Origin of the sequence: Oceanobacter sp. 3_MG-2023 (assembly GCF_030688925.1) — a bacterium.
Taxonomy (GTDB): Bacteria; Pseudomonadota; Gammaproteobacteria; order Pseudomonadales; family Oceanobacteraceae; genus Oceanobacter.
This window is the reverse complement of the sequence record NZ_JAUYVX010000012.1, coordinates 135517-147669: the sequence shown is the minus strand read 5'-3', so window position 1 is coordinate 147669 and position 12153 is coordinate 135517. Positions and strand designations below refer to the sequence as shown.

The 12153-nt window shown below is 53.9% G+C and carries 12 protein-coding genes and 2 tRNA genes; 4 read left to right on the top strand and 10 right to left on the bottom strand.

Annotated elements, in window-relative coordinates:
* Positions 1-77 (bottom strand) — tRNA-Met (locus Q8W32_RS12245).
* A gap of 55 nt (positions 78-132) precedes the next feature.
* A tRNA-Met gene (locus Q8W32_RS12240) sits at positions 133-209 on the bottom strand.
* Positions 210-384: 175 nt separating this feature from the next.
* On the opposite strand from Q8W32_RS12240, the gene Q8W32_RS12235 reads away from it, so the two are divergent.
* Positions 385-1446, top strand: coding sequence for an AraC family transcriptional regulator (locus Q8W32_RS12235; protein ID WP_305415135.1), 1062 nt, complete (start codon positions 385-387; stop codon positions 1444-1446).
* 137 nt (positions 1447-1583) lie between these two features.
* Here Q8W32_RS12235 and Q8W32_RS12230 read toward each other — a convergent pair whose 3' ends face one another.
* From Q8W32_RS12230 to Q8W32_RS12210, 5 genes are all read right to left on the bottom strand, one after another.
* Complete coding sequence (locus Q8W32_RS12230; RefSeq protein WP_305415134.1) at positions 1584-2120, bottom strand: hypothetical protein; 537 nt, start codon at positions 2118-2120, stop codon at positions 1584-1586.
* Positions 2121-2192: 72 nt separating this feature from the next.
* Complete coding sequence (locus tag Q8W32_RS12225; RefSeq protein ID WP_305415133.1) at positions 2193-2906, bottom strand: methyltransferase; 714 nt, start codon at positions 2904-2906, stop codon at positions 2193-2195.
* The gene (locus Q8W32_RS12220; RefSeq protein WP_303433338.1) at positions 2903-4024 is read right to left on the bottom strand and encodes a murein transglycosylase domain-containing protein; all 1122 of its coding nucleotides are present in this window, start codon (positions 4022-4024) and stop codon (positions 2903-2905) included. The genes Q8W32_RS12225 and Q8W32_RS12220 overlap by 4 nt, the downstream gene beginning before the upstream one ends.
* Positions 4025-4093: 69 nt before the next feature.
* Positions 4094-5440 carry a DUF1329 domain-containing protein gene (locus Q8W32_RS12215; RefSeq protein ID WP_305415132.1) on the bottom strand — a complete coding sequence of 449 codons (1347 nt, stop codon included), beginning with the start codon at positions 5438-5440 and terminating at the stop codon, positions 4094-4096.
* A gap of 246 nt (positions 5441-5686) precedes the next feature.
* Positions 5687-6517 (bottom strand): TatD family hydrolase, encoded by an 831-nt coding sequence (locus Q8W32_RS12210; RefSeq protein WP_305415131.1) that lies wholly within the window; start codon positions 6515-6517, stop codon positions 5687-5689.
* Positions 6518-6781: 264 nt separating this feature from the next.
* On the opposite strand from Q8W32_RS12210, the gene Q8W32_RS12205 reads away from it, so the two are divergent.
* A complete protein-coding gene (locus tag Q8W32_RS12205; protein WP_303433335.1) occupies positions 6782-7159 on the top strand; it encodes a hypothetical protein in 378 nt (125 codons plus the stop codon).
* Here the strand turns inward: Q8W32_RS12205 and Q8W32_RS12200 are convergent.
* Positions 7156-7890, bottom strand: a complete 735-nt coding sequence (locus Q8W32_RS12200; RefSeq protein ID WP_303433334.1) for a ParA family protein — start codon at positions 7888-7890, stop codon at positions 7156-7158. The two genes, Q8W32_RS12205 and Q8W32_RS12200, sit on opposite strands and share 4 nt — an antisense overlap.
* A gap of 241 nt (positions 7891-8131) precedes the next feature.
* On the bottom strand, positions 8132-8773 hold the full coding sequence (msrA, locus tag Q8W32_RS12195; protein WP_303433333.1) for a peptide-methionine (S)-S-oxide reductase MsrA: 642 nt from the start codon (positions 8771-8773) through the stop codon (positions 8132-8134).
* A gap of 58 nt (positions 8774-8831) precedes the next feature.
* Here msrA and Q8W32_RS12190 point away from each other — a divergent pair, with 58 nt between their 5' ends.
* Both Q8W32_RS12190 and Q8W32_RS12185 read left to right on the top strand, forming a co-directional pair.
* A complete protein-coding gene (locus Q8W32_RS12190) occupies positions 8832-9641 on the top strand; it encodes an MBL fold metallo-hydrolase (RefSeq protein WP_305415130.1) in 810 nt (269 codons plus the stop codon).
* Positions 9634-10317, top strand: a complete 684-nt coding sequence (locus tag Q8W32_RS12185) for a methyltransferase (RefSeq protein ID WP_305415128.1) — start codon at positions 9634-9636, stop codon at positions 10315-10317. Before Q8W32_RS12190 ends, Q8W32_RS12185 begins: the two co-directional genes overlap by 8 nt.
* A gap of 65 nt (positions 10318-10382) precedes the next feature.
* Here the strand turns inward: Q8W32_RS12185 and Q8W32_RS12180 are convergent, their stop codons facing one another.
* Complete coding sequence (locus Q8W32_RS12180; RefSeq protein WP_305415126.1) at positions 10383-12152, bottom strand: alkaline phosphatase; 1770 nt, start codon at positions 12150-12152, stop codon at positions 10383-10385.
* Position 12153: the final 1 nt, after the last annotated feature.

Below are 12153 nucleotides of genomic sequence, written 5' to 3'. Positions count from 1 at the left end.
TGGTTGCGGGAGCAGGATTCGAACCTACGACCTTCGGGTTATGAGCCCGACGAGCTACCAGACTGCTCCATCCCGCGACATCATCTTACTACTTTTTGTTGCTACTCTGACCTAAACCGCACACTGAATAAATGGTTGCGGGAGCAGGATTCGAACCTACGACCTTCGGGTTATGAGCCCGACGAGCTACCAGACTGCTCCATCCCGCGTCAGAGGTTGCATATAATACGGAGAGCCTCCCTGTCTGTCAAGGCTTATCAACAAAGAAGACAGGATCTGCTGCGCAAAGCCAGATAGCGATGAAAAAGCGCTCTACAGGGGTGGTCTGAAGCCGGTGGCGGTGATACGTTACCTGTAACAAAAATAACAACAATGACATTACTTATGAGTGCATATCTTACTCCGACATTGACGTCGGCCGCGTTGCATCCTTTGTTCCAGCTCATGCGTGAGCGGGGCCTGAACCCTGACGAGCTTCCTGAGCTGGCCAAGGACTGGGGTAGCAGCCAACTACAATTTCCTGTGCCTGTGTTTGATCGTATCGTCGAACAGGCTGGCCAATTCCTGAAGACACCGGCCATCGGTGTGATGATGGGTAGTCGGCTGGATTGGCGACGCTTCCGGTTACTGGCGTATCTATTGAGTGAATGCCGTACGGGCCGTGATGCGCTGTCACAGTTGCGACGTTATTACCCACTGATCAGCGATAGCCATTCTCCCGATGTGTTTATCGGGCAGCAGGCCGTCAAGGTAGTGTTTTATGTCAGTGAGGGGGGCGCGCAAGCGCGTCAGACCCGAGCGGAGCTGGTCGCGGCCGGTATTCATGATGTCGGTTCCCGACTGGGTAACGGCTTCTACAATATTACGGGTATTGGTTTTCAGCAGCAGCCTCCTCAGTACCGGGATCAACTCGATCGTTATTTTGGTGTGCCGGTTCGTTATGGCGAAAGCTGCAACTGGATCAGTTTCTCCAGCGACTATCTCGACAAGTCGATGAAAAAAGCCATGCCGTTCCTGGAAGCCATGCTCGAGGGAGCGGAAGTCCCCTGGCGCTCGGAAGACACGGAACGCCCTTTCAGTCGCAAGTTACGCCATATTCTTTATTACTGGCCCACCTGTCTGCCAATGACCAAGGAGGCGGTGGCTGATTTATTGGGCACCAGCGCCAGGACATTGACTCGGCGACTACAAGAAGAAGGCAGCCAGTTCTCGGAATTAAGCAAGCATTGCCGGTTGGTACGCGCTGCGGCGGCGTTGAAACGTACCAGTAAAGATGTGCAGCAGCTGGCTAATGAACTGGGGTTCTCTGATCGTCGTGGATTCGAGCGGGCTTTCAAGCAGTGGACTGGGCAAACACCGGCTGCGTTTCGGCGTCAATGGCGCAACCAGGCGGTTGCTGCCGTTTCCAGCCTGTCGCCGCTGGAATCCAATATCGGCTTCTACTAGCGCTATCTCGCAACCGGTTGATCCTGCCTGGTTGGTTGCTGTTTTTGCTGAACGGAAAACAGTAACCAACCGGAGACTATCGTCAGGTATATCGGCTATCTGCAACAGGAGATAACAGCGGCCTGTTCAGCCTCTGTTTATTGTATAAGTTCCTGCAGCTCCGTCATGCGGTCACGAACCAGTGCCTTGTCGGCAGCATCAACCGATTCCATTTCATCGATCATTGTCAATGTTCCCCGAAGCATCGATTCCATGGCGTTAAGTTGCTCTGCTGGCATATTACCGCTGCTGCGCATTTGCTGTACTTGAGCCAATTGCTGCTGTACCTGGGCACGGCTTCCACCTTGCTCGTTCATATCGACTGCCAGCATGCCCAGGCTGATTTCGGTGGTAATCCGGGTCCATTGTTCAACGCTGTCAAATCCGACGGCGGATAGTTGCTGGCTGAATTCACCATACAATCCCGATGTTTTCAGGCTGTTGATACCTTCCTGGAACATCGCGGCCATGCCGTCTGTCATTGCCGCATTCCCTTGTGGCATCGCATCTTCGTGTTGATCCAGCCAGACCTGTACCGTTGGCATGGATTGAATCCACACATCCAGTTCCGTGGCGGTCAAGGCCCACGTCGGGGATGCTGCCAGCATGGCAGTCAGTGTGATAACTCGACGCATATAATAATCTCCGTTGCTATATTCTGAAGCGATATTCTGGGGTGATCATGCCGCGAGGTTATCACAGCTGGGTCAGGGAGCGACGGGCATAGCGTGGATTTCTATCAAAACCTGCTGATCAAAATCACCGATGGCCGGCAAGGTGGCAAAGTGTCTGCGATCCAGCGCGGCAGAGGCAGGGCAAGCTGTCGCAGCAAGCGTTGCATTGGCTGACTGGCTGTCAGATATCGCTTGCCAGGCATTAACGGGCTCTGCCGTCAGCCCCGCTGGAATGCAATCGTTCAGGCAATTGAGCAATCCGTGGCTGCTGGGGTCATACAACAGATCACCAGCCAGGTACAAATCAAAGCCATCCCAATCATGCTCGTTCACCGAATCCAGAACCACTCCGTTCAACCGAGCATTGTGTTGTGCAGCCAGGGTCGCCAACGGGTCAATATCACAGACGGCCACTCGACTGGCTCCCTGTCGCGCAGCCTGAATCGCCGCTATGCCGCTGCCACACCCGACATCCAACACCCGCTTGCCGGCCACCAGCTGCGGGTGCCTGGCCAAATAGCTGGACATGGCGCGCCCTCCTGCCCAGGCAAATGCCCAATACGGCATATACCGCCACAGAGCCGCTACTTCCTGACTATTGAACAGTCGTCCCTGCTGGATAGCCAGCAACCAGAGCTGTATGCCATGTTCCAGCGTAACCGGTTCCAGGCCGGCATTGGACCAAACGTCGTGCTGTTGCAGTCCGGCCAACAAGTCCGCCGGGGGATAATGCATCACACTGGTCATGTGCCACCGCCATAACGCGTCTGGGCAGCGGAGACTTTTTTAAGATAGTTACGGGATTCCTGACTGGGATGACTGGATAGAATGGTGCGGTACACCTGGCTGGCCGACATGGCGTTAATGCGGGCAACGGCTTTTTCACGGTCACTGTGGAAGGTTTTATACAGGTTCCCTGCCCCTCCGTTGTAGGAGGCAATCATGCAATACAGTTGTTTTTCGGTGCCCTGGATATCGCGTAAATAACGATCCCGCAAAATCGACAGATAGGCAGTACCAATATCGATATTCTGTTCTGGACGCAGCAGGACATCACGACCGGGGCTGCCACTGCGCTGGTAGATTTTTTCATATACGTCCTTGCCTGCCGTCCGACTCATTACCTGCATCAGGCCATAAGCACCGGATGGCGACACGGCGAACGGGTTAAAACTGCTTTCGGTTTCAATAATAGCCAGAATCAGTGGCGCCGGTACGCTGTAACGAATCGCGGCCTGTTGCACCAGAGTGCCATATTGCTGGGCGCTGACCTGTTGAAATTCCTGCACCATCGGAATCGAGACCCAGTAACGATTGCTTTCTTGTTGTAATTGGTTAGCCACCAGGTATTCGGCATAACGTCGGGCACGCCAGGAATATTCAATCAGCTGGCCATCGTGATCTTTTACCTTGCCGGCCAGAAACGGCGTTCCGGTCAGGCCAAAGTCGGCAGCAGTGCGCAGATCCACCGCTGCCGGGTCCGCCGGGGTCAGCAAGGTCGCTTCGATAGCGTGTGTCAGCGCTTGCAGTGGTGTTTTACTGCCACGGTTTTCGATATGGATGGTCCCGGCATCAAAGTCGATACGTACCTGGGTATGGTAATTATCCAGATACTTCACCAGTGACCGCACTCCGGAAACAGCCAGGTCTCTTCCCCAGACCTTATTGGCCCGATCCGGAAAGAACATAAACTCCAGAATCACCGACTGTACATCGTCCGACAGCTCAGCGAAGTTTTCCGGTAGCTCGGCATCTGCCAGAGCCAGGCATCCCGTCAGTGGAATGCCCAGCAGTAAATAACGGCATTGGCTCCATCGCCACGATCGCGGTCTGAACACCTTGTTCAACAAGGCCAGAACCGGCAATAAAAGACCTTCACCACAGTATATCCTTATCCAGAAAAGTCCGTAGTGTAGCCGCCTGCTTTCTGGCTGTCAGCGTCTGGCCTGACGACGGATGGCATTGGTGGAGAAATCACTTTCATTCAAACCGGTATCAAAAAAGCGAAAGCTGCGCGGCCGCTCGTTATCCAGCCCTTCGGTGTAATAGCGTCCGGATGGAAAATCATAGGTGACTTCGAGCGTGGTCATCATCAAGGGCATATCGTAGTAGTTGATCAAATGCCCTTCCGTCATCTGTATCAGTGCTCCGTGCTGATCGTATTCTTCGGCATACACAATCGACCACGAATCTTCATCGAGATAATAACGGCGCTTGCTATAACGGTGACTGAAGCCAACCCGCAAGTTGGCCTCGATCACCCACACCCGATGCAACTCATAACGCAGCAAGGCAGGGTTCAGGTGATGTTTGGCCAGAATATCGTCCAGCGCCAGATCCCCTTGGTGTACCCGATAGGCATTGTATGGAATATAGATTTCCTGTTTACCCTGCAAATCCCAGTCGTAATAATCGGGAGCACCGTTAAACATATCGACCTGGTCAATGGTGCGTAACGACTGACTGTTGGGGTCCGGTGTGTCGTATGCCAAATCCGGTGTCCGGCGTAACCGTCGAGCACCCGGTGTATACACCCACGACTTGCGCCGCGCTCGCATCTGATCCAGGGTTTCATGGACCAGGGTCAGGCTGCCGGCCTGATGCGCTGGTGCCAGTGTTTTTCGTGTTAACAGAAAGATTTTGTTTTCCAGTTCGGATGATTTTATGTCCGCCTCGCTGTATTTGAAGTAATAGTTGTACTCCCGCAAGGTGTCCATTCGCTGGCCGTTGGTGGTGATCAAGGAGCTGACTGCTTCGTAGGAGACCGTCTGCCCCCGAAATCTCAGGGTGTGATTCCAGAGTACTTCCAGGCCATTGGCTGGAACCGGAAACGGCGAACTCATCACCGCGCCGGTAACCCCCGAGCCATACGGTAATAACTGTGCCGTGGCGGCATTGGACTGGATGGCATCATAAACATAATCAGGGTACGACGCCGAACGGTGGCTGGGGTAGACGTTCAAATACATATCCGGGTAACGCTGCAGCAGCTGACGCTGCCCTTCGGTCAGCTGGTCCTGATAAGCACCGAGGTTGCCAGCATCAATCCGCAACAGCGGCTTCTCGCCGGCATAAGGGTCGGGATGAAAACCGGTTTCCCACGGCCCTTGATCTTGTGGCAAGCCGCCCGTCCAGGCCGGAATGGTACTGCCGTTACCTGCGCGCTCCGCCCCCAGGGGCGTCAGGTCCTGCTGTAATCGTTTAATCTCACTATCCGGCAACTCTGCCCAGGATGGCATTGCCATACCCAGCAACCACACAAGCATACTTATTATTTTCATGTTTTTATTTACCTGGCAGCCGCGCGTCTGATGAACCAGTCACTCTGCTGTTGTTGTTATTACTGTTATTGTTATTGTTATTCCATCGCTATCGATAATGAGGCCACTCCCCACCAATGATCAATTTCACCTTACAAAAGGCAACATTTTGATCATGAATAAGAAACTGAGAGCCCATCAATCTCATACTTTAGAGTGACATTAATACGAATGCCTTTTGAAAAATAAAAAAATATAACTTTTAGGTTATATGGAAAGATCCGTAGAGCGCCTGAATATCTGACCAATACGGGCAGCCTGTACGGCACGCACGGTGGCGGGAGTAACGCGCTTGAGGCGTGCCAGGGCAACGCCGATTAATGGTAAAAAAACCGGTGAATTGGTAGCGCTGGCAACCACTGCCGGAGCCATATCCGGTGCATCGGTTTCCAGTAGCCAGGCGTCCAGTGGCAACTGCTGTACAGTGCGGCGCAACCGATGGGCATTGGGCCGTAATAACAGCCCACCCAGCCCCAACCGAAAACCCAGATCAAGATACTGCCGGGCCTGCTGTTCACTGCCACTAAAGGCATGGATAACACCCCCCTGGTCAAACCGGGTTTGTCGCAGTGCCAGAATGATCTCATCATGCGCACCAACACCATGCAGAATCACCGGCAGTCGATATTGTTGCGCCAGCTGTAGCTGGGCATCAAACAACCGCCGCTGACGCAGGCGTATCGCCGGGTCCATCTGCCGAACCCGGTGCAAACCAAACTCCCCCACCGCGACACAGTCCGATGTCACCAATGCACGCTCCAGCCAGTCCAGATCGTCCATCGTGTGCTGATCAATAAAAAAAGGATGCAGACCCAGGGCAAACCACCAAGGCCGCCCCTGGCAAAACGACGCCAGTTGTTTGCCTTGCTCACAGCTAATTCCTGGCACGATCAGGCCCGTCAGCCCCAGACTTTCACAGTGCTGCCACACCGCCTGACGATTTTGCGCAAAAACCGGGAAGTCAAAGTGGCAATGACTGTCAAACCAGCCTGACAGAACAGGAGAGACAGGGCCATCTGTCGCCGCGGGCTTATTCATACATAGCGGTATTCATCGATTGTCTACCTTGGGCGTTGGTGGCCGGCCGTTGTCAAATTTATGACAAGTCGTCCCTGTTTTCGTCAGAATATTACCCTAAACAGCATAACAATCGCCCCAAATGCCTGCCTGACCACGCCACCCGTCGCTACCATGACGATTTTGGGGGCATAATAATAAAAACAGGGATGGCGCTCTTTTTGCTTCGATATTCAATACTGCCAACTTATCCGACACTGATTATCCGACACAGGAAGGTGAGCAATGATGCTAACGCCTCACGAGCTCAGAAGTATTATTCATCCAACGCTGGACTATATGGGTTGTTATTCTGTTGCCACAGAAGAGCAACTGGTTGCTCTGGCACAAGCACAATGCCGCCGCCCGCTCAATAACCACGACAGCACTTCTCTGTACCCGATTGATAACGATCTGCACCAGCAAATCTGGGATCAGTACCTGGCATTCAATCCTGATCAGGCCAGCCTGATTCGGGGACTGGCGTCGCAGCGACAGTTTCTGATTGATCCCCACCACGAATTAAAAACCAACCTCAGTTATGCCACCGCCATTGCCTGGGCTGTTTTTATCGCTTATCCACAAATACTGGCAAACGGCCTGGAGCGGAAAAGTGCCTGTTAAAATGCCAGCTGCTCTTTTACTGCATCCCACAGAGCCTGGTAATTACGCGCCAACGGCACATTAGGCTGGCAGACGACAATCGGGCTGCGTAATTCCAGCATCCGTTCAGCACTGGCAGAATGACCGATAAAAACCGGCAATAACTCTTTGATGGTTGGTGCAACTTCCGAGGCCCATTGCACATGCGCTCGCTTGCGGCGATCAATCAGGGTGACAAATGGCAGCCATTGTTTACTTTTGACCCAGCTGAGATGCTGTTTCGACTGTTCATAGGCCCGAATGGACAGTAACGATGGTTCGATCGGCACCAGAATTTTATCCACCGCCTGTAACACCCCTTCAATTTGCGGTGACAGTATCGGTGGGCAGTCAATCACCACCAGCTCGTAATCTTCTCCCAACATATCGATAGCATCACTGGTGATATCTCTGGCGGTACGTTTGTCGGCGACACTTTGGTGAAATTTGCGCAAAGAGATATCCGCAGCCAAAACGTCCAGACGGTCATACTGCGTCGGGTAAATATAACGGCCGATCGGCTTGCCTTCACTCCAGACCTTGTCTTGCTTGCGATCAGTCTCAACGCCCAGAATCCAGGTGGCGGCCCCTTGCGGGTCAAGATCCCAAAGCAGAGTGCGAACGGAGTTGCTGGCGGCCAGAGCGGCCAGGTTAACGGCGGTAGTAGTTTTCCCCACCCCGCCTTTCAGCTGAAATACAGCAATAGCACGCACGAAACGCTCATCCCTTGATAATATTAACGGTCAGTCTAACACGTGATTCTTACGATATATCCCACCAAAATGCTCTATCAGCACGGCCACTCATCACACCCATGCTGAGATCAGACCAGTCTGGATCATCGCCATTTAACCGTGAAAAACCGTGCCAGAAAACATCTTTCTGACCCGGCTTGCTGACACGGTTTTCACACCACCCAGGCACCAGGCTCTCGAACGAGAGTTAGATAAGTAATCAGGCGGTAGTTCCCTTGAAAGCCACCCCACAGCCTCCCAATCCACAATAACCGCCGGGGTTCTTGGCCAGATACTGCTGATGATAACTTTCAGCCATATAATAACGAATGCCTGTCCGAATTTCGGTTGTAATCTCTGGCTTGCCTGCTGCCGTCAGACATTGCTGATACTGCTCCCGGCTCTGCTCTGCCACCGTCAGGGCTGCGGCATCGGGCAGATAAATCCCGGAGCGATACTGGGTACCGATATCATTGCCCTGACGCATCCCCTGACACGGGTCATGACTTTCCCAGAACACCGTCAACAGCTGTTGTAGCGATAGTTGCTGCGCGTCATACCAGATACGCACCAACTCATTGTGACCAGTCAAACCGCTGCAGACTTCGTCGTAGGTCGGATTAGGGGTATGACCGCCACCATACCCGACCGAGGTAGAATACACCCCGGGCAGCGACCAGAACGCCCGTTCGGCACCCCAGAAGCAACCCATACCTACCATCAGCTCTGATAACCCTGCCGGGCGCTCTCCGGCAATCACATGACCATTCACAAAGTGATGGCTGCTGGTTGGCAAAGGCTCGGAGCGGCCCGGCAAAGCCTCATCCGCAGAAGGAATGGACATATGTTTTGGACGCCACATAATCAGTCTCCAGTAACGGTAATCGTATTCAGGCAGAGGAATTTTCTACAGGCATCCTATGACAACCTATCCGAATCAGCTATCCCTCTGTTTTCACGGCGTTGGCAGCGGCGGCCATCTGGCTCTGGGCAGCGCCGCCGCCACTCTGGAACATCAGGGCCAACCCTTGTTATTAATCGACTGTGGTCCAGGGACACTGGCACAGGTCCAGCAGCGCTATCAGGCCTTGCCGACAGCTATTTTCATGACCCATGCGCATATGGATCATATTGCCGATCTGGAAATATTGACGGTACGGGCGAAGCTGCAACAGGTCGCCCCCATTCCGCTGTTTGTGCCTCTCAGTGTCATTCCGGTACTGCATCAGCGGCTGGCAGCGTATCCGGGCACGATGGCCGAAGGTGGCCATAACTTCTGGCAGTCGTTCCAGTTATTACCAGTCAGCGACCGGTTTGAATACGCCGGCATGACCTTCCACTGTTATCCGACCCGGCATCACGCTCCCGGCTCATCCTTTGCATTGCACCTGCCCGGACAGTTTTTTTACAGTGGCGACACCCGGCCCATCCCTGAAATTCTCAATCACCAGTTAAGCGGCAATGAAGTGGTATTTCACGATTGTGGCCTGATTTCCAATCCATCCCATACCGGTCTCGATGATCTAGCAAAAGAATACCCCGAGGCCTTGCGCCGTCAGCTGGTGCTGTATCACTACGCCAATACAGACGCTGGCCAGCAGCTGAGCGCCGCCGGATATCGGGTTGCCACAGTCGACGCCTGTTTTACCCTGGGTAACGGCACTCAAACCCGTGCAGTACAATCAGCAGCACACCAACCAGCAGAGCAGATCAACCACCGCCGTGAATAACAGCCACCCGGAACTCAACCGGCAGCTACAGCAAATGTTGCCGGATGCCTATGTTTGTCGCCAAACCCTGAGTGCCTGTCCAGAGCTGCAACTCTGGCTGGCAACACCAGAATGTATCAATCGGCCGTTTGCTGCCGACGAACAATTACGTATTGCCGCACACCCGGCCTATTGGGCGGTGTGTTGGCCTGGCGGTCTGGCGATGGCCCGTTATCTGCTGGATCATCCAGCCATGGTTAAGGGCAAAGCCGTACTTGATATTGGTTGTGGTTCCGGCTTGGTGGCCATTGCTGCCGCCTATGCGGGAGCCAAACAGGTGATTGCCTGCGATCTCGATCCACAGGCCCTGATCGCCTGTCGCGCCAATATGGCGTTAAATCCGCTGGCACAACAGCAGACCGAACTGGCGTTATGCAGCGACTTTCTCCAGCTCGGCCAGGTCGATCTGGTACTGGCCGCCGACCTGCTGTACGACCAGCATAACCATGGCTTGCTGGATAAGTTCATAGCGATCAGCCAGCAGGTCTGGCTGGCAGAATCACGACAGCCCGATATCCAGCACCCGGCATTTCACTATCTGGGCCGACACTGTTACCCCACCGAACCGGAAACCGGGCCCAACGATCCTTACGCCACTTCCCTGCTGTATCACTCCCTGCCAACCCGCCAGCCGTAAAAAACCCCTGATACCGGGAGGTATCAGGGGTTTGGTTTTATCACCAGGTCGCTATCTGGCCCAAACTAGCCCAGATCATCAACACTCTCCAGCGTCAGTTCTGAACCAGCCAGCACCTGCATACGTTTACCTGTGGTTACGTTGTAGCTTGAGCTGGCGATGGTATCAACAAACACCCAGTCACAGCTGGCCTTTTCTGCGGTAAAGGTCACCAGCATAAAGCCCCGCTGACCGGCATTCAGATACTCAAGGTCATCAATCAAGGTAGTAATCGCCGACTCAAATTTAGCCTGCAAAGCCTCATCCGAACCAAATCCGGCATACAACTCCAGCCCTGGCGAAGTCACCGATGGTGTGGCAAATTCGACACCAATCGTGGTGCCTGACTGAGTCAGCTGGCTGGCCCAGGCATTGTGGGTATCACCCGCCAGTGTCACCAGATTCACATCACGGGACTGGCCGCTGATCTGGGCATACAGCGTTTGACGCGCAACTTCGTAACCATCCCAGGCATCCAGATTATACGGTGCTGTGGTGGCCAATGCGGTGGCGACGTCGTCATCAATATCCATCCCCAGACTTTGCGTGTATTTGTCGGTGGCATAGGTTTCCAGCATGGTCGCCAGTGCCGACTGGTCTTCAACGGTTGTCAGTGAACTCATCGCCAGCAAGATATCTGCCGGGATGTACATTCTCCCCATCAAAACCTGCTGACCCAATACATCCCAGGTGGCACCCGAGGTAGCCAGGCTGTTGCCAAACCAGGCTGTTTGTTCATCCCCCAGCAAGGTACGGGAAGTGTCTGACATGTCCGTCATGAACGCTGTGGTATCCAGCCCGGTAGAAGTGACGTAATCGGCGTAATCCAGTTGCTTGCTACGGGCCAGAATACGGGTATCCAGCATGTGCAGGCGTACCAGATCGCCAAAATCAAACACCCGATAGATATGGGCGTTATCGGAACCGGTACGAATCGGCAACCATTCATGATAGGCCTGCTCGGCAGCATCACGACGTTCACTGAATGAGCCTTCGGTCGTTTCATCATGATTCTCGGCACCGTCGATATAGGTGTCGTTGGCCAACTCATGATCATCCCAGACGCAAATAAACGGCTTGGCGGCATGGGCAGCCTGCAGGTTGGCATCCACATGGTATTGCGCGTAACGCTGGCGATATTGTGCCAATGTGGTGATTTCTGCCGTTGGCTCCGGTTGGCGGCCTTCGGCATCTTCAGTGGGGTATTCATTGGAGCCGTATTCGTACAGGTAATCACCCAGATGGATCACGGCATCGGCATCGCTGTTGGCGATTTCCCGATAAACGTTAAACAGGCCGGCCGGAAAGTTGGAACAGGAACACACCGCCAGTTTGACGCTGTCGACACTGCCTTCCGGCAGGGTTTTGGTCTGACCGATGGTTGAGGTTTCACCATCCTTGCCAGCAAATTGATAATAATAGCCAGTGCCTGCCGACAACCCTGTTACGTCCACTTTAACCGTATAGTCACGGGAAGCATCGGTATACACAGTGCCGGATGCCACCACATCGGTCATGGCAGCGTCAGTCGCCACGACATAACCCACTTCGGCTTCCGCATCGGCATCCGCGAGTTCGTCCGGCGTTACCCGGGTCCAGATAATCACGGCATCCACCAAAGGATCGCCCGACGCCACGCCGTGGCCAAAGACAAATACGGTCAGGTTACGGCTGGAATCATCATCGTCATCATCGGCAAAACAGCCGGTAATCACAGCGGGTACACTCACCGCGCTGGCCGTGCCAGCCACAGATTGCAAAAAGCGACGACGGCTCAAATCGGGAGTACGTGACATA

Coding starts and splice junctions, on each gene's coding strand:
- Q8W32_RS12180 (WP_305415126.1), bottom strand. CDS start 12,152: ATGTCACGTACTCCCGATTTGAGCCGTCGTCGCTTTTTGCAATCTGTG.
- Q8W32_RS12215 (WP_305415132.1), bottom strand. CDS start 5,440: ATGAAAATAATAAGTATGCTTGTGTGGTTGCTGGGTATGGCAATGCCA.
- Q8W32_RS12190 (WP_305415130.1), top strand. CDS start 8,832: ATGACAACCTATCCGAATCAGCTATCCCTCTGTTTTCACGGCGTTGGC.
- msrA (WP_303433333.1), bottom strand. CDS start 8,773: ATGTGGCGTCCAAAACATATGTCCATTCCTTCTGCGGATGAGGCTTTG.
- Q8W32_RS12230 (WP_305415134.1), bottom strand. CDS start 2,120: ATGCGTCGAGTTATCACACTGACTGCCATGCTGGCAGCATCCCCGACG.
- Q8W32_RS12225 (WP_305415133.1), bottom strand. CDS start 2,906: ATGACCAGTGTGATGCATTATCCCCCGGCGGACTTGTTGGCCGGACTG.
- Q8W32_RS12205 (WP_303433335.1), top strand. CDS start 6,782: ATGATGCTAACGCCTCACGAGCTCAGAAGTATTATTCATCCAACGCTG.
- Q8W32_RS12210 (WP_305415131.1), bottom strand. CDS start 6,517: ATGAATAAGCCCGCGGCGACAGATGGCCCTGTCTCTCCTGTTCTGTCA.
- Q8W32_RS12235 (WP_305415135.1), top strand. CDS start 385: ATGAGTGCATATCTTACTCCGACATTGACGTCGGCCGCGTTGCATCCT.